The 15,323-nt window shown below is 67.8% G+C and carries 16 protein-coding genes and 1 tRNA gene; 9 read left to right on the top strand and 8 right to left on the bottom strand.

What is annotated here, in order from left to right; genetic code table 11:
• Positions 1-43 precede the first annotated feature (43 nt).
• Positions 44-631 (bottom strand): TetR/AcrR family transcriptional regulator, encoded by a 588-nt coding sequence (locus F804_RS0113480; protein ID WP_022708275.1) that lies wholly within the window; start codon positions 629-631, stop codon positions 44-46.
• Positions 632-706: 75 nt separating this feature from the next.
• Between F804_RS0113480 and F804_RS16535 the strand changes: the two genes are divergently transcribed.
• Both F804_RS16535 and F804_RS0113470 read left to right on the top strand, forming a co-directional pair.
• Complete coding sequence (locus F804_RS16535; protein ID WP_022708274.1) at positions 707-955, top strand: hypothetical protein; 249 nt, start codon at positions 707-709, stop codon at positions 953-955.
• 30 nt (positions 956-985) lie between these two features.
• Positions 986-2,155 (top strand): alpha-hydroxy acid oxidase, encoded by a 1,170-nt coding sequence (locus F804_RS0113470; RefSeq protein ID WP_022708273.1) that lies wholly within the window; start codon positions 986-988, stop codon positions 2,153-2,155.
• On the opposite strand, the gene F804_RS0113465 is transcribed toward F804_RS0113470, so the two are convergent.
• Entirely contained in the window at positions 2,152-3,060 is a 909-nt protein-coding gene (locus F804_RS0113465; protein ID WP_022708272.1) for an acyltransferase family protein, read from the bottom strand. The two genes, F804_RS0113470 and F804_RS0113465, sit on opposite strands and share 4 nt — an antisense overlap.
• Positions 3,061-3,304: 244 nt before the next feature.
• On the opposite strand from F804_RS0113465, the gene F804_RS0113460 reads away from it, so the two are divergent.
• The 3 genes from F804_RS0113460 to gluQRS all read left to right on the top strand — a co-directional run bounded on the left by F804_RS0113460 (position 3,305) and on the right by gluQRS (position 6,203).
• Complete coding sequence (locus F804_RS0113460; RefSeq protein ID WP_022708271.1) at positions 3,305-3,934, top strand: 50S ribosomal protein L25/general stress protein Ctc; 630 nt, start codon at positions 3,305-3,307, stop codon at positions 3,932-3,934.
• 122 nt (positions 3,935-4,056) lie between these two features.
• Positions 4,057-5,394 (top strand): methylenetetrahydrofolate--tRNA-(uracil(54)-C(5))-methyltransferase (FADH(2)-oxidizing) TrmFO, encoded by a 1,338-nt coding sequence (gene trmFO / locus F804_RS0113455; protein WP_022708270.1) that lies wholly within the window; start codon positions 4,057-4,059, stop codon positions 5,392-5,394.
• A complete protein-coding gene (gene gluQRS, locus F804_RS0113450; RefSeq protein WP_022708269.1) occupies positions 5,376-6,203 on the top strand; it encodes a tRNA glutamyl-Q(34) synthetase GluQRS in 828 nt (275 codons plus the stop codon). Before trmFO ends, gluQRS begins: the two co-directional genes overlap by 19 nt.
• On the opposite strand, the gene hisI is transcribed toward gluQRS, so the two are convergent.
• The gene (hisI, locus tag F804_RS0113445; RefSeq protein WP_022708268.1) at positions 6,200-6,556 is read right to left on the bottom strand and encodes a phosphoribosyl-AMP cyclohydrolase; all 357 of its coding nucleotides are present in this window, start codon (positions 6,554-6,556) and stop codon (positions 6,200-6,202) included. The genes gluQRS and hisI overlap by 4 nt on opposite strands.
• Positions 6,557-6,646: 90 nt before the next feature.
• Here hisI and F804_RS0113440 point away from each other — a divergent pair, with 90 nt between their 5' ends.
• Positions 6,647-7,084 (top strand): iron-sulfur cluster assembly scaffold protein, encoded by a 438-nt coding sequence (locus tag F804_RS0113440; RefSeq protein ID WP_022708267.1) that lies wholly within the window; start codon positions 6,647-6,649, stop codon positions 7,082-7,084.
• Between the two features lie 297 nt (positions 7,085-7,381).
• Here F804_RS0113440 and recG read toward each other — a convergent pair whose 3' ends face one another.
• The 4 genes from recG to sciP all read right to left on the bottom strand — a co-directional run bounded on the left by recG (position 7,382) and on the right by sciP (position 12,828).
• Complete coding sequence (gene recG / locus F804_RS0113430; protein WP_040596050.1) at positions 7,382-9,478, bottom strand: ATP-dependent DNA helicase RecG; 2,097 nt, start codon at positions 9,476-9,478, stop codon at positions 7,382-7,384.
• Positions 9,475-11,655, bottom strand: coding sequence for an NAD-dependent DNA ligase LigA (gene ligA / locus F804_RS0113425; protein ID WP_022708264.1), 2,181 nt, complete (start codon positions 11,653-11,655; stop codon positions 9,475-9,477). The genes recG and ligA overlap by 4 nt, the downstream gene beginning before the upstream one ends.
• Positions 11,656-11,740: 85 nt before the next feature.
• A complete protein-coding gene (ctrA, locus tag F804_RS0113420; RefSeq protein WP_022708263.1) occupies positions 11,741-12,451 on the bottom strand; it encodes a response regulator transcription factor CtrA in 711 nt (236 codons plus the stop codon).
• Between the two features lie 80 nt (positions 12,452-12,531).
• Complete coding sequence (gene sciP, locus F804_RS0113415) at positions 12,532-12,828, bottom strand: CtrA inhibitor SciP (RefSeq protein ID WP_022708262.1); 297 nt, start codon at positions 12,826-12,828, stop codon at positions 12,532-12,534.
• A 157-nt stretch (positions 12,829-12,985) separates the two neighbouring features.
• Between sciP and mnmA the strand changes: the two genes are divergently transcribed.
• A complete protein-coding gene (gene mnmA, locus F804_RS0113410; protein ID WP_022708261.1) occupies positions 12,986-14,158 on the top strand; it encodes a tRNA 2-thiouridine(34) synthase MnmA in 1,173 nt (390 codons plus the stop codon).
• On the opposite strand, the gene F804_RS0113405 is transcribed toward mnmA, so the two are convergent.
• Complete coding sequence (locus tag F804_RS0113405) at positions 14,130-14,540, bottom strand: SufE family protein (protein WP_022708260.1); 411 nt, start codon at positions 14,538-14,540, stop codon at positions 14,130-14,132. The two genes, mnmA and F804_RS0113405, sit on opposite strands and share 29 nt — an antisense overlap.
• A 115-nt stretch (positions 14,541-14,655) precedes the next feature.
• Between F804_RS0113405 and F804_RS0113400 the strand changes: the two genes are divergently transcribed.
• Both F804_RS0113400 and F804_RS0113395 read left to right on the top strand, forming a co-directional pair.
• Positions 14,656-15,159 (top strand): hypothetical protein, encoded by a 504-nt coding sequence (locus F804_RS0113400; RefSeq protein WP_022708259.1) that lies wholly within the window; start codon positions 14,656-14,658, stop codon positions 15,157-15,159.
• A 41-nt stretch (positions 15,160-15,200) separates the two neighbouring features.
• Positions 15,201-15,290: transfer RNA gene (locus tag F804_RS0113395), tRNA-Ser, on the top strand.
• The last annotated feature ends 33 nt before the right edge of the window (positions 15,291-15,323 follow it).

Raw genomic sequence — 15,323 nt, 5'->3', positions numbered from 1 at the left:
CGGCTTGCGGCAAGCGGGCAGGAATGGGTCTGGGAAGCTGCGGCTATTGCGCGCCGACGGCACCTTGCGCAAGCCCCCAATAGATGTCGCCGATCCGGTCGCGATCAAGACGCCCGCCTTCGCGGTACCAGTTCGTGACCCCGGTCAGCATCGCGATCAGCGCCAGCGTGGCCAGCCGCAGGTCCTGGAACCGCATGCTGCCCGCGGCCTGGCCGTCATGCAGGATCGCCTGCAGCGCGGCCTCGTAGCGGCCACGCAGTTCCGCGATGCGGGCGAAGTTCTCGGGCGAGAGGTTGCGCAGCTCCATGTAGGACAGGAACACCGCGTCGGGATGGTCGATGCTGAAGCCGATATGGAAGCGCACGAAGCGTTCCAGCCGCTGCAGCGCGGGCTGGACCGGATCGTCCTGCCACGCCGCCAGCAGATCCTGCATGTGGCTTTCCAGCAGGTCGAACAGCAGCGCCTGCTTGTCGGGCGTATAGGCATAGAGCGCGCCTGCCTGCACCCCGACCGCAGCCGCGATCTGGCGCATCGACACTGCCGCATAGCCCTGCCGCGCGAACAACCTGCGTGCGGTTTCGCGAAGAAGCGGTCCGGTGATTTCCGCGCGGGATCCCTGGGTGCGTGCCATGCCCCATCCTATCGCCGCTTGGGCGCGGATTGGAAGCCGTTGCCCTGCGCCGCACCCGCGCGTAACGTGCCGCCCATGAGATACGCACCCGCCCTGCTTCTGCTGCTGGCCGCCTGTTCCGAAGGGGGGGATTTCCCCCGGCTTCTGCCGACCGACCAGATCCTGGCCGAACCCGACCTGCCCGCCCATGCCGAACCCGTGGCCGCAGCGCCCGAACAGGTCGAGGAACGGGCCGAGGCACGCGCGGCGGCCCTGCGGGCAAGGGCGGATGCCCTGCGCGGCCCCGTGGTCGAGGACGACATCAGGGCCCGCGCCGCCAACTGACCAGACCGGATACCTGAGGGGGGAGAAACCGTGCCAGTCACCACCTGCATCGAGGACCTGAAGCGCCTTCACAAGGCGCGGACGCCGAAGATGTTCTACGACTATGCCGAATCGGGCAGCTATTCCGAACAGACCTTCCGCGAGAACACGACCGATTTCGCCCAGCTGAAGCTGCGCCAGAAGGTCGCCGTGGACATGTCGGACCGCAGCGTCGCGCGCGACATCGTGGGCCTGCCCTCGACCATGCCGGTGGCGCTGGCGCCCGTCGGCCTGACCGGCATGCAGCATGCCGACGGAGAGATCCACGCCGCCCGCGCCGCCGAGAAGTTCGGCGTCCCCTTCTGCCTGTCCACCATGTCGATCTGCTCGATCGAGGATGTAGCGCAGAATGTCTCGCAGCCCTTCATGTTCCAGCTGTACGTGATGAAGGACCAGGAATTCCTGGCCGCCATCATCGACCGCGCCAAGGCCGCGAATTGCAGCGCCCTGGTCCTGACGCTGGACCTGCAGATCCTGGGCCAGCGGCACAAGGACCTGAAGAACGGGCTCTCGGCCCCGCCCAAGTTCACCCTGCCCACGATGCTGGACCTTGCGACCCGCTGGCGGTGGGGCATGGGCATGATGCGCACCAAGCGCCGCTTCTTCGGCAATATCGTGGGCCACGCCAAGGGGGTCGGCGACACCAGTTCCCTGTCCAGCTGGACGGCCGAGCAGTTCGACGAGAGGCTGGACTGGGACAAGATCGCGGCGATCCGCGACATGTGGGGCGGCAAGCTGATCCTGAAGGGCATCCTCGACCCCGAGGATGCGCGGATCGCGGCGGATTTCGGGGCGGATGCGATCGTTGTCAGCAACCATGGCGGACGCCAGCTGGACGGGGCGATGTCCTCGATCCGGATGCTGCCGCATATCGTGGATGCCGTGGGCGACCGGGTCGAGGTGCACATGGACAGCGGCATCCGCTCGGGTCAGGACGTGCTGAAGGCGCTGGCGATGGGCGCCCATTCGACCTGGATCGGGCGGGCCTGGCTGCACGGGCTGGGCGCGATGGGCGAACAGGGCGTGACCCGCGCACTCGAGATCATCCGGGCCGAGCTGGACACCACGATGGCGCTGTGCGGCGAACGCCGGATCGACGATGTGGGCCGCCACAACATGCTGATCCCGCGCGACTTCCTGTCGGAATACCCCGTCGCCTAGAACAGCCGCGACAGGAACGGCATCCGCGCGCTGAGCGACACCGTGACCGCCACGATCATGAAGGGCACGGCAAAGGCGATCACCGCGCGGATCCACGCCGTATCGATACCAATCCAGGGCAGCCCCTGAAGCACCAGCACATGCATGACATAGATCCCGGCCGCCGCGCGACCAAGCGGCAGCCGGGTCTCGGGCAATGGCAGCCTCAGCACCAGCAGAAACAGCGCCGGACACATCAACAGATGGCCGAACGGCATCTCCAGAAGCGGATCCTCGCCCAGGCGCTGCAGCCAGTACCCGCTCTGATACATCGCAAGCGCCATACCGACCCCGAAGGCGATCCCCAGCACCGGCGTCGATGGCAGCCGCTCTGCCGGAACCCTGGCCAGCAGCCAGCCCATGGCCAGATAGGGATAGAGGTAGAACGGACCATTGCGATACAGCTCGAGGTCCAACTCCATTCCCCATGCCATGCGCGCATGCTGGATGAAGAACCCTGCCGCGGCAAAGCCGATCGCGGACGCGGCCACCCCGAAGGGACCGAACCGGCGGAAGAAGGCCAGCATCATCCCGGCCAGGGCAAGGCCCATCAGGAACCACAGGTGCATGAAGCCCAGCACAAGTTCCTCGAACGTGCGGACCCCCGAACGGTTGAGGAAATAGGTCGCGAGGAACACCAGATAGATCAGCGACCAGCCGCCATATTGCGCCAGCAGCCTGCCCGACCATTTCGACAGATCGCCACGCCGGAGCATGGATTCCGCGTAAAACCCCGCGATCAACGTGAAGACCGGCACCGCCACCCGCAGCAGCGTGTTGCCGGCGGCAAGATCCGCCATGCCGATGGTATCACGCGCCGCGCCCGAATGTCCGATGACGACGAATGCCGCCATCGCAAGACGCATCCAGTCCGTCGCCGCATGGCGATTCGTTGCCTGCCTCAAGTTCCGCCTCAATGCTTCGCCCGCCTGATGCGGATTCGTCCGCGCAATATGACCGAACCGCCGCGAGGGGCCAAGCACTGCCATCCTTGCGCGCGGGAATGTGCTTTTCCGGCTTCACATGCAATCGGGTTTGCGTTAAGGGCACCGCTTGGTCGCCATGCACCCTTGGAGGATGGCGCCGTCAACAAATGTAAGGATTAGAGATATGGCCAAAGAGATCCCGGATCTGGTGGCCGAGCCTCGCGCGGGGACGGGCAAGGGGGCCGCCCGCCAAGCTCGCCGTGCAGGCAAGGTGCCAGGCATCGTCTATGGGGACAACAAGGAACCCGTTGCGATCCAGTTCGACTTCAACAAGCTGCTGACCAAGCTGCGCGCAGGCCGCTTCATGGCGACCCTGTTCAACCTCAAGGTCGAAGGCCAGGACGACGTCCGCGTCATCTGCCGTGGCGTCCAGCGCGATGTCGTGAAGGATCTGCCGATCCACATCGACTTCATGCGCCTGCGCCGCACCTCGAAGGTGAACCTGTTCATCCCGGTCGTCTTCGAGAACGAGGACAACTGCCCGGGTCTGCGCAAGGGCGGCACGATCGTCCACGTCCGCAACGAGGTCGAGCTGATCGTCACCGCCGGTGACATCCCCGAGCAGATCGTCGTCGATCTGGCCGGTCTGGAAGTCGGCGACAGCATCCACATCAACGATGTGAAGCTGCCCGAAGGCGCCAAGCCGACCATCGACCGCAACTTCGTCATCGCGAACATCGCCGCTCCGTCCGCCCTGCGTTCGGACGAGGCCGAGGCCGAAGGCGAAGAGGCCGAGGAAGCAGCCGAAGGCTGATCGCCTGCCCCATCGGGCATGCACCCAAATCGTCGCAGGCGGTGCCCCAACGGGCGCCGCCTCTTTCATTCGGGGCCGCGGATTGCTAGCTGCTGCCCCATCCGCAGCATTCGGAGGCCCGCATGGAACCCGTCAACATCATCGGCGCCGGACTGGCCGGGTCCGAGGCCGCCTGGCAGATCGCCCGCGCGGGCGTCCCCGTCATCCTGCACGAGATGCGCCCCTCGAAGGGCACCTTCGCGCATCGCACCGGCGATTGCGCCGAGATGGTCTGCTCGAACAGCTTCCGTTCGGATGACGACGTGATGAACGCCGTGGGCCTGCTGCACTGGGAAATGCGGGCCGCGGGCGGCCTGATCATGTCGATGGCCGACCGCCACCGCCTGCCCGCGGGCGGCGCGCTGGCCGTGGACCGCGATGCGTTCTCCGCCGCAGTGACCGAGGCGCTGCGGGCCGAACCGCTGATCGAGATCCGCGACGCCGAGATCACGGAGCTGCCCCAGGACGGCAACTGGATCGTGGCGACCGGGCCGCTGACCTCGGACGGGCTGGCCGATGCGATCCGCGACGTGACCGGCGCCGACGCGCTGGCGTTCTTCGACGCGATCGCCCCCATCGTCCATGCCGACACGATCGACATGTCGGTGGCCTGGGAACAGAGCCGCTACGACAAGGGCGAGACCGAGGCCGAGCAGAAGGCCTATATCAACTGCCCCATGAACAAGGAGCAGTACGAGGCCTTCATCGACGCGCTTCTGGCCGCCGACAAGACCGAGTTCCACGAGGGCGAGACCGCCGGCTATTTCGACGGCTGCCTGCCGATCGAGGTCATGGCCGAGCGCGGCCGCGAGACCCTGCGCCACGGCCCGATGAAGCCCGTCGGCCTGACGAACGCCCACAAGCCCGAGGAAAAGGCCTATGCCGTGGTGCAGCTGCGCCGCGACAACGCCCTGGGCACGCTGTACAATATCGTCGGCTTCCAGACGAAGATGAAATACGGCGCCCAGACCGAGGTGTTCCGCATGATCCCCGGCCTGCAGGATGCGGGCTTTGCGCGGCTGGGCGGCATCCACCGCAACAGCTTCCTGAACTCGCCCACGCTGCTGGACGACCGCATGCGCCTGCGCCTGCGGCCGAACCTGCGCTTCGCGGGCCAGGTGACGGGCGTCGAGGGTTATGTCGAAAGCTCGGCCATGGGGCTTCTGGCGGGGCGCATGGCCGCCGCGCAGGCGCTTGGCCGCGATCTGGGGCCGCCGCCCTTCACCACCGCGATGGGCGCGCTGGTCAACCACATCACCGGCGGGGCCGAGGCCAAGACCTTCCAGCCGATGAACGTGAATTTCGGCCTGTTCCCGCCCCTGCCGGAAATGCGCGGCGGGCGGCGCGGCCGCAAGGACCGCTATCCGGCCTATACGCAGCGCGCCAAGGACGATTTCCAGGCATGGCTGGCGGCGCAGTAACCCGCTTCGCGCCCTCGCCCACGGGGCTTCTGCACCTTGGGCACGCCTTTTCCGCGATCGTCGCGGCAAGGGCCGGGGCGCGATTCCTTCTGCGGATCGAGGATATCGACCGCGACCGCTGCCGCCCGGAATACGAGGCCGCGATCCTGCAGGACCTGTCATGGCTGGGGCTGGAATGGGAAAGCCCCGTCCTGCGCCAGTCGGACCGGATGCCCGCATACATGGACGCGCTGACGCGGCTGGCCGACCTGACCTATCCCTGCCGCTGCCGTCGCGGCGACATCCGCGCCGCGATGTCCGCCCCGCAAGAGGGCGCGCTGCCCGCCGGGCCGGACGGACTGATCTATCCCGGCACCTGCCGCGGGCGCGACATGCGCGATGCAGGCCCCGACGACGTGATCCGGCTGGACGTCGCGCGCGCCTTCGACGCACTGGCGACCGACCGCATCGGGTTTCGCGACGGCGGGCAGGACCATGTCATGACGCGCGCGCAGTTCCTGTCGGATATCGGCGACGTGATCCTGTCGCGCCGGGGCATGGGCACGTCCTATCACCTGGCGGTGGTCGTGGATGACGCGGCGCAGGGCGTCACTCTGGTGACGCGAGGGCGCGACCTGTTCGATTCGACCTTCATCCACGTGCTGCTGCAGCGCCTTCTGGACCTGCGGGTTCCGGACTACCTGCATCACCGGCTGATCCGCGACCACGAGGGGCGCAGGCTGGCCAAGCGCGACGATGCCCGGGCCATCCGTGCCTTCCGGGATCAGGGCGCGGAACCGCAGGACATCCTGCGGATGGTCGGGCTCTAGGCCATCGGCTGCATCAGCTCGACCGGTTCGCCGTCGCGGATGGCGGTATAGAAGCAGCTGCGGCGGTTCGTGTGGCAGGCGGGGCCGGTCTGGTTCACCATGACCAGCAGGCAGTCGGCATCGCAATCGACGCGGAAATCCACCAGCTCCTGCACGTTCCCCGAGCTTTCGCCCTTGATCCAGAAGGACTGGCGCGACCGCGACCAATAGGTCACGCGACCGGTTTCCAGCGTCCGGGCGACGGCCTCGGCATTCATCCACGCCATCATCAGCACCTCGCCGGTGGTCGCATCCTGCGCGATGGCGGGGATCAGACCGTTCGTGTCGTATTTCAGGCCGGCAGGGTCGAACATCGGGTTTCCTTTCGCAATCCGCGTTCCTATCTAGAACCCCAGGACCGGGCGCGAAAGCCCCGGCACCGGGAATACCGCAAGGATCGATCCATGGCCGAAGCCGACCTCATGCAGCTCTACTCTCGGCGCATCCTGGCGCTGACCACGACGATCCCGCATCTGGGCACGATCGAGGCCCCCGATGCCAGCGCGATGCGCCGTTCGCCGCATTGCGGATCGTCGGTGACGGTGCATCTGGGCCTGCAGGACGGGCGCATCGCTCGCTTCGGCCAGGAGGTGCGCGCCTGCGCCCTGGGCCAGGCCTCGGCATCCGTGCTGGGATCTGCGGTGATCGGCATGGACCGCGCAACGATCGCGGCCGCGCGCGACCGGCTGTCGGCGATGCTGAAACAGGACGGGCCGGCCCCCGACGGCCCCTTCGCCGAGCTCGAGGCCCTGCTGCCCGCGCGGGAATATCCGAACCGCCACGCCTCGATCCTGCTGGCATGGGACGCCACGCTGGAGGCGATGGACAAGGCCGCGGCCTGAACCCACCGGAATCGCGGAAGAAAAAAGGACCGGTCCCTGCCAGGACCGGTCCAGTTGCGCGTGCTTGGACAGAGGCGGTGCACAGGCGTGGGCACCGTATCAGCGACGCGGGGCAGATCTCAGGCTTGCAGGATCACCGGCAGGTAAAGGACCACCAGCGTGGTGGCGGTCAGCGCGGCGATACCGATCACATCACAGACGAATTCGCGGGTCATGGGCAGCAACTCCTCTCTGTTGCCGCTTTGTTCTCATATGAGGACGATTCGGTAAAGAACTTTTTAAGAACATTCGTGCTTGTCAGCCGATCTGGATCATCCGAATCGCGCGATCCTGCTCCATCAGCCACATCAGCATGCGGATCGCGCGGCCGCGTTCGCCCTCCAGTAGGGGATCGATTTCCAGCAGCGCGCGGGCATCCTGGCGGGCCACGGCCATCAGCGGGGCCTGGTGTTCCAGGTCCGCGATGCGAAAGCGCGGAAGGCCCGATTGCGCGGTTCCGATGACATCGCCCGCGCCGCGCATCTCCAGATCGACCTCGGCGATGCGGAAGCCGTCCTCGGTGTCGCGCAGCGTCGTCAGGCGGCGCTGCCCGGTCTCGTTCAGGGGGGCGTGATACATCAGCAGGCAGGTCGAGGCCCCTGCCCCGCGCCCGACGCGCCCGCGCAGCTGGTGCAACTGGGCAAGGCCGAAGCTCTCGGCGCGTTCGATGACCATGATCGTGGCCTCGGGGACATCGACGCCCACCTCGATCACGGTGGTGGCGACCAGAAGCTGCGCGCGACCGCTGGCGAAATCCGACATGGCCGCGTCGCGCTGATCGGCGGGCATCTGGCCGTGGACCATGCGTACCATGTCGCCGAACTGCGCGCGCAGCGCGGTGAACCGCGCCTCGGCGGCGGTCAGGTCGGTGACCTCGCTTTCATCGACCAGCGGGCAGACCCAATAGGCCCGCGCCCCTTGCGCCAGGGCACGGCGCAGGCGTTCGACCACCTCGTCCATGCGCTGATCGCCGATCATGACGGTCGTGATCGGCTGACGCCCCGGCGGTTTCTCGTCCAGCACCGACAGGTCCAGATCGCCATATTGCGACAGGGCCAGCGATCGCGGGATGGGCGTCGCGGTCATGATCAGCATGTCGGGCGGCACCTCGCCCTTGGCGGCCAGTTCCAGACGCTGGCCCACGCCGAAGCGGTGCTGTTCGTCGATGATCGCAAGGCGGAGGTCGTGGAAATGCACGTCCTTCTGGAAGACGGCATGGGTGCCCACCAGGATGTCGATGCCGCCATCGGCCAGATCGGCCAGGGTCCGGGCACGCCCCTCGCCCTTGTCGCGACCGGTCAGCGCGGCCAGCCGGATACCCGCGGCCTGCGCCAGAGGCTCCAACGCGCGGAAATGCTGGCGGGCGAGGATCTCGGTCGGGGCCATCAGCACGGCCTGGCCCCCGGCCTCGACCGCGGCAAGCGCGGACAGCATGGCGACCAGCGTCTTGCCCGCCCCCACATCGCCCTGCAGCAGGCGGTTCATGCGGCGGTCGCTGGCCATGTCGGCGGTAATCTCGGTCACGGCGCGGGACTGCGCGCCCGTCGGCGGCCAGGGCAGGCTGTCCAGAACGCGCTGGCGCAGGCGGCCGTCGCCCGGACTGGCGCGACCCCGCAACCGGCGCCTTTCGCGGCGAACCAGCGCAAGGGTCATCTGGTGGGCCAGCAGCTCATCATAGGCAAGCCGCGCCCGCGCGGGGCTGTCGGGCGACAGCGCGCGGGCCGCCTCGGGGGCGTGGGCCTGGTGCAGCGCCTCGGCAAAGCCGGGCCAGCCGCGATCGCGCATCAGCTGCGCGTCGATCCATTCGTCGGCACGGGGCAGCAGCGCCAGCGCGGCGCTTGCGGCCTTGGCCATCACGCGCTGCGTCAGCCCTGCCGACAGCGGATAGGTCGGCTCGAACGCGGGGGGCAGCGGGTCGCCTTCGGGCAGGATGTGGTCGGGATGGACCATCTGCCAGCTTGCGTCGAACAGCTCGACCTTGCCGCTGACGATGCGGCGCGCGCCGACGGGCAGCTGCGCCTCGATCCACTTGGCGCGGGGGTGGAAGAAGACCAGCGTCAGATCGCCTCCGCCGTCCGAGCAATGGACCCGCCAGGGCCGACCCTTGGCCGTCGGCTGGTGATGGCGCAGCACAGTGACGGGGATCGTCACGATCTCGGGCGGGCGGGCATCGGCGATCCGCGACAGGCTGCGGCGCGCGATGCCGCCCGTGGGCAGGGTCAGCGCAAGGTCGCGCGGGCGCTCGATGCCCATCTGCGCCAGCGCCGCGCGACCCTTCGGGCCGATCCCCGGCAGCGTCTCGATCCCCGCGAACAGAGGGAACAGAGCCGGGGGGCGGCCCTTCGTCTCGGTCATGCGGACCCCGCGATGCGCAGCCATTCGTCCTCGTCGATGACCTTGACGCCCAAGTCGGCGGCCTTGGTGGCCTTGGACCCCGCGCCTGGCCCGGCGATCAGCAGGTCGGTCTTGGCGCTGACGGAACCTGCGACCTTGGCGCCCATCGCCTCGGCCTTGGCTTTGGCTTCGGCACGCGACATGCGTTCCAGCGTGCCGGTGAAGACCAGCGTCTTGCCGGTGATCTCGGTCTGCGTCGTGCTGGCGGCCTGGGCGGGCTGGATATCGAGCTGTTCGACCAGGCGGTCGATGCCGCGACGTTCGGCGGGCTGCGCGAAGGTGGTCACGAGCGAGTTCACCAGCACCCCGCCGATCCCGTCGATCCCCGTCAGTTCGGCCCAATGCGGGCTGTCGGGCAGCGCAGCGCGGCGCAGCTTGTCGTCGGTGGCGGCGAATGCGGGTTCCTGCGCCGCGCCGTCGATGGCGGTCAGCAGCGCGTCCCAGGTCCCGAAATGACGGGCGAGGGTCTGGGCCGCGACCTCTCCGACATGGCGGATGCCAAGCGCGAAGACCAGGCGGGCCAGCGGGATGCGGCGGCGCTCCTCGATCGCGGCGAACAGCTTCTCGGCCGAGCGGGCGCCGAAGCCGTCGCGGTTCTTCAGCTTGGCGAGGTTCGCCGCATCGCGTTCGGCCAGCGTGAAGATGTCGGCGGGCTCGCGGATGGGCAGCGTGGTGTCGGCAAAGAACATCTCGACCTGCTTGGCGCCCAGCCCCTCGATGTCGAAGGCCTGTCGGCCGACGAAATGCTTCAGCTTCTCGACCGCCTGGGCGGGGCAGATCATCCCGCCGGTGCAGCGGCGCACGCTGTCGCCGGGTTCGCGGATCGCGTCCGAGCCGCATTCGGGGCACAGCCTCGGGAACGCGAAGGGCACGCTGTCTTCGGGCCTGCGCGACAGGTCCACATCCGCGATCTTGGGGATCACGTCGCCCGCGCGATAGATCTGGACCCAGTCGCCCTCGCGGATGTCGCGCCCCTCGCGGATCGGCTGGCCGGCATTGTCGATGCCCGCGATGTAATCCTCGTTGTGAAGCGTCGCGTTCGAGACGACGACCCCGCCCACCGTCACGGGCTCCAGCCGCGCGACGGGCGACAGTGCGCCGGTCCGCCCGACCTGGATCTCGATCCGGTCCAGCCGCGTCCATGCCAGCTCGGCCGGGAACTTGTGCGCCAGCGCCCAGCGCGGGGTGGTCGAGCGGAAGCCGAGCCGCGCCTGATAGCCGAGATCGTTCACCTTGTAGACGACGCCGTCAATGTCATAGCCCAGCGTGGCACGCTGCTGCTCGATCCCGGCCCAGGTGGCGATCATGCCCTTCGCGTCGTCGCAGAGCTGCATCAGCGGGTTCGTCTGGAAGCCCAGCGCGGCAAGGCGTTCGACCGCGCCCATTTGCGTGTCGGCCAGCGGCGCCGACACCTCGCCCCAGGCATAGGCGAAGAAACGCAGGGGGCGGCGCGCGGTGATCGCGGGATCCAGCTGGCGCAGCGAACCGGCGGCGGCATTGCGCGGGTTGGCAAAGACGCGCCCGTCGCCCGAGGCGTTCAGCGCCTCGAAATCGGCGTGGGTCATGTAGACCTCTCCGCGGACCTCGAGGATGGCCGGGACATCGCCCTCCAGCCGGTGGGGAATGTCGGCGATGGTGCGGGCGTTGGCGGTCACGTTCTCGCCCACGGCCCCGTCGCCGCGCGTGGCGGCCTGGATCAGTTCGCCATCCTCGTACCGCAGGGACAGGGACAGGCCGTCGATCTTGGGTTCGGCGGTCACGGCCAGCGGGTCGTCGGCCTTCAGCCCCAGGAAATTCCGGACGCGGGCCAGGAAATCCTGAACATCGGCATCGTCGAACCCGTTCGACAGCGACATCATCCGCTGCGCATGGGTGATCTTGCCAAAGCCCTCGGCGGGGGCGGCACCGACCTTCGCGGTCGGGCTGTCCGCCCGGACAAGGTCGGGGAAGGCCTGTTCCAGCGCCAGAAGCCGCGCCTTGATCGCGTCGTATTCCGCATCCGCGATGACCGGCGCATCGTCGCGGTGATAGGCGGTGTCGGCATCCGACATCCGCTGTGACAGTTCGGCGATCTCGGTGCGGGCGGCGTCCTTGTCCAGCGCCTCGACCGGTATGCGATCCGCGATTTCCTGTGCCATTGCCAAACCCCTGCCTTCCCGGGGCGGCGCCGTGCCGCCCTTCGGACCGGGTATCGCCCATGCCGCGCGCGTCGTCCAGACGCGCTCAGGCGCCGATGGCCAGCCGTTCCTGATCCGCGGGACCGGGATCGCGCAGCACGTAGCCGCGGCCCCATACCGTCTCGATATAGTTGCGGCCCTGCAGCGCCTCGGACAGCTTCTTGCGCAGCTTGCAGATGAACACGTCGATGATCTTCAGCTCGGGTTCGTCCATGCCGCCATAGAGGTGGTTCAGGAACATCTCCTTGGTCAGGGTCGTGCCCTTGCGCAGGCTCAGCAATTCCAGGATCTGGTATTCCTTGCCCGTCAGGTTCACCGGCTTGCCGCCCACCTCGACCGAGCGCGCGTCGAGGTTCACCGTGATCTCGCCCGTGTGGATCAGCGCCTGCGAATGCCCCTTGGAGCGGCGGATGATGGCCTGGATGCGGGCCTGCAGTTCCTCGCGGTTGAAGGGCTTGGTCATGTAGTCGTCCGCCCCGAAGCCGAAACCGCGCAGCTTGCTTTCGGTGTCGTCGCTGCCGGTCAGGATCAGGATCGGGGTGTCGATGCGCGACATGCGCAGGTGGCGCAGCACCTCCATCCCGTTCATGTCGGGCAGGTCCAGGTCCAGCAGGATCAGGTCGTAATCATAGAGCTTGGCAAGATCGATGCCTTCCTCGCCCAGATCCGTCCGGAACACGTTGTAGCTGGCCGAGGTCAGCATCAGCTCGATCGCGCGGGCCGTGCTGGGGTCGTCTTCCACAAGTAGGATTCGCATTCTTGGTATCCCCCGATTCGTCGAATTCTTCGAACCTGAACATTGAGACGAACCGGTTAACACGAGGTTACCTGCCGCGATTAACCGTTACGATGCTCAACCTGCGGCTGTCTATAGCGTTGCAGCGACGTCACCTTCAGCGCGGCCTTGCCATGGCGGGCGACCGCGGCGCACCAGCCGTCGAACTCCTCGTCCGACAGGCCATAGCGCGCGATGGCCTCGTCCCGCGCGATCAGCCCGTGGGCCACCGCCAGCACCACCGTCTGCTTGCGGCTGGCCACCCAGCGCGTGTCGGCGGACGGCAGGTCCGCGATGCTGAGGATGCGCCCATCGGCCAGCGTGACGGTCCGCGGACCATTGGTTTTCTTCACGAACATGAACTGCCTCCGGCTTGTTGGGGCCGGTATGCACCCCCACGACTTAAGACCGCGTTAGCCGGAACGCCCCGGCGGGGTTGAGAATATGCGGCATTCTCCTATATTTTGATCGAGTTTCGTCGGCTGCGGCCGCGCCAAGACCCGTGAAAGACCATCCATGAGCCTCGACACCAGCATCCGCGCGACGGCGCGCGACACCGAATTGAACAGCCTCGGCTTCGCCAAGCCGCCGTCGCAGACGCGCGTCGTGGTCGCCATGTCGGGCGGCGTCGACAGCTCGGTCGTGGCGGCCAAGTTGCATGCCGAAGGCTATGACGTGGTGGGCGTGACGCTGCAGCTCTATGATCACGGGGCGGCCCTGGCCAAGAAGGGCGCCTGCTGCGCGGGTCAGGACATCCACGATGCCCGCCGCGTGGCCGAGCGCATGGGCTTTCCCCATTATGTCTTGGATTACGAGAACAAGTTCCGCGAATCCGTGATCGACGAATTCGCCGATGCCTACCTGGCCGGGGCGACCCCCGTGCCCTGCATCCGCTGCAATGAACGCGTGAAGTTCCGCGACCTGCTGGAAACCGCGCGCGATCTGGATGCCGACTGCATGGCGACCGGCCACTATATCCAGCGCAAGCAGGGGGACAGCCGGGCCGAGCTGCACATGGCAGCCGACCAGAACCGCGACCAGAGCTATTTCCTGTTCTCGACCACGCAGGAACAGCTGGACTTCCTGCGCTTCCCCCTGGGCCACCTGGAGAGCAAGGCCGAGACCCGCGCGCTGGCCGCCGAATACGGCCTGTCGGTCGCGGACAAGCCCGACAGCCAGGACATCTGCTTCGTGCCGAATGGCGATTACGCCTCGGTCATCGAGAAGCTGCGCCCCGGTGCCGCCGATCCGGGCGAGATCGTGGACATGGACGGCAACGTGCTGGGCCAGCATCGCGGCGTGATCCACTACACGATCGGCCAGCGTCGGGGTCTGGGAATCGGCGGCTTGGGCGACCCGCTCTATGTGGTGCGGCTGGAGCCCGAGACGCGCCGCGTCGTCGTCGGACCGCGCGCCGCCCTGTCGACGCAGACCGTCAATGTCAGCGAGGTGAACTGGCTGGGCGACGAGGCGTTCGAGGGAGAGATCCCGGTCATGGTCCGCATCCGCTCGACCCGCCCGCCGCGGCCCGCGATCCTGCGCCCCCTGCCCGGTCGCCGCGCCGAGGTCGAACTGCTGGACCCCGAGGAAGGCGTCAGCCCCGGCCAGGCCTGCGTCTTCTACCAGAACGACAGCAGCCGGGTGCTGGGCGGCGGCTGGATCAGCTTGCGGCGGCGGAAAGCAGCCTGATCCGTTCCACCATCGCGCGCAGCCCGTTCGAGCGCTGCGCCGACAGGTGCTCGTCCAGGCCCAGCCGCGACAGCTCGGCCTGCGCGTCGATCTGGCCCACCTGCCCGACCGGCACGCCCGAATACAGCGCGTGCAGCACCGCGATCAGGCCGCGCACGATCAGCGCGTCGCTCTCTCCGTGGAAATCGAAGCGTCCATCCGCGATCTGCGGGTGGATCCACACCTGGCTTGCACAGCCGTCGACCTTGTTCGCGGGTACCTGCAGCGCGGGATCCAGCGGCGGCATCGCCTTGCCCAGCTCGATCACGTGGCGATAGCGATCCTCCCAGTCGTCGAGGAAGTCGAAGGTTTCTGCGATCTCTTCGAATGCTGCGGTCGCCATGCTCATCTCCTTCAGATGCGCATGGCCTAGCGTGGCCTGCCCCGAAGGTCAAAGAGGCTTTTCCGCGCAGCCGCTTTCCCCTATCACAAGGGCCAAGGAACAAGGGGGACCTGCCATGGCGAAATTCATCCTGCCGCTGCTGATCGGCGCCACCGCGATCGCCGGTTGCGGACGGTTCGGCGACAGCCGGCTGAACCCGCTCGGATGGCTGCCCGAACCCGAACGCACGGCCCCCAGCATCGCCCCCGAGGGCGGATATGTCACCGCGGCCGACGAACGCCCCGGCGTGCCGCAGATCGTCGCCGCCAGCTGGGAGCCCCTGGGCGAAGGCCGCCTGCTGGTCGTGCAGGGCGCGGCCCCGGTCAAGGGCTATCGTCAGGCCGCGCTGGTTCCCGTCCGCCCGCAACCCCGCGGCAAGCTGGAACCCGATGCCGACGGCATCCTGCGCCTGCGTTTCGTGGCCCTGCCGCCCGTCGCCGACAACCCCGCCCGCGCCCTGCCCGCGAACCCCGTGACCGATCCGATCACCGTGGGCCTGCCGCTGAACTATCGCCAGCTTGCCCGCATCCGCGGGGTCGAGGTCAGCGGCGCGACGAACAGCGTCACCCTCTCTCGCTGAGCCTTGCGGTCGCGCCTGCGACCCGCTACTCCGCAACGGTCGGAGGCGTGGCAGAGTGGTTTAATGCACCGGTCTTGAAAACCGACGTGGGTGAGAGCCCACCGTGGGTTCGAATCCCACCGCCTCCGCCAGAACCGCCCTTCCCCACCGTCGCATCTTGACGC

It is taken from the genome of Paracoccus zeaxanthinifaciens ATCC 21588 (assembly GCF_000420145.1).
Taxonomy (GTDB): Bacteria; Pseudomonadota; Alphaproteobacteria; order Rhodobacterales; family Rhodobacteraceae; genus Paracoccus; species Paracoccus zeaxanthinifaciens.
The sequence above is the reverse complement of the archived record's forward strand: the minus strand, read 5'-3'. Positions and strand labels throughout refer to the sequence as shown.

Excerpts from the sequence above, each read along its gene's own strand:
- F804_RS0113480 (WP_022708275.1), bottom strand. The coding sequence starts at position 631 with ATGGCACGCACCCAGGGATCCCGCGCGGAAATCACCGGACCGCTTCTT.
- F804_RS16535 (WP_022708274.1), top strand. The coding sequence starts at position 707 with ATGAGATACGCACCCGCCCTGCTTCTGCTGCTGGCCGCCTGTTCCGAA.
- F804_RS0113465 (WP_022708272.1), bottom strand. The coding sequence starts at position 3,060 with ATGCGTCTTGCGATGGCGGCATTCGTCGTCATCGGACATTCGGGCGCG.
- F804_RS0113460 (WP_022708271.1), top strand. The coding sequence starts at position 3,305 with ATGGCCAAAGAGATCCCGGATCTGGTGGCCGAGCCTCGCGCGGGGACG.
- trmFO (WP_022708270.1), top strand. The coding sequence starts at position 4,057 with ATGGAACCCGTCAACATCATCGGCGCCGGACTGGCCGGGTCCGAGGCC.
- gluQRS (WP_022708269.1), top strand. The coding sequence starts at position 5,376 with ATGGCTGGCGGCGCAGTAACCCGCTTCGCGCCCTCGCCCACGGGGCTT.
- hisI (WP_022708268.1), bottom strand. The coding sequence starts at position 6,556 with ATGTTCGACCCTGCCGGCCTGAAATACGACACGAACGGTCTGATCCCC.
- F804_RS0113440 (WP_022708267.1), top strand. The coding sequence starts at position 6,647 with ATGGCCGAAGCCGACCTCATGCAGCTCTACTCTCGGCGCATCCTGGCG.
- recG (WP_040596050.1), bottom strand. The coding sequence starts at position 9,478 with ATGACCGAGACGAAGGGCCGCCCCCCGGCTCTGTTCCCTCTGTTCGCG.
- ligA (WP_022708264.1), bottom strand. The coding sequence starts at position 11,655 with ATGGCACAGGAAATCGCGGATCGCATACCGGTCGAGGCGCTGGACAAG.
- ctrA (WP_022708263.1), bottom strand. The coding sequence starts at position 12,451 with ATGCGAATCCTACTTGTGGAAGACGACCCCAGCACGGCCCGCGCGATC.
- sciP (WP_022708262.1), bottom strand. The coding sequence starts at position 12,828 with ATGTTCGTGAAGAAAACCAATGGTCCGCGGACCGTCACGCTGGCCGAT.
- mnmA (WP_022708261.1), top strand. The coding sequence starts at position 12,986 with ATGAGCCTCGACACCAGCATCCGCGCGACGGCGCGCGACACCGAATTG.
- F804_RS0113405 (WP_022708260.1), bottom strand. The coding sequence starts at position 14,540 with ATGGCGACCGCAGCATTCGAAGAGATCGCAGAAACCTTCGACTTCCTC.
- F804_RS0113400 (WP_022708259.1), top strand. The coding sequence starts at position 14,656 with ATGGCGAAATTCATCCTGCCGCTGCTGATCGGCGCCACCGCGATCGCC.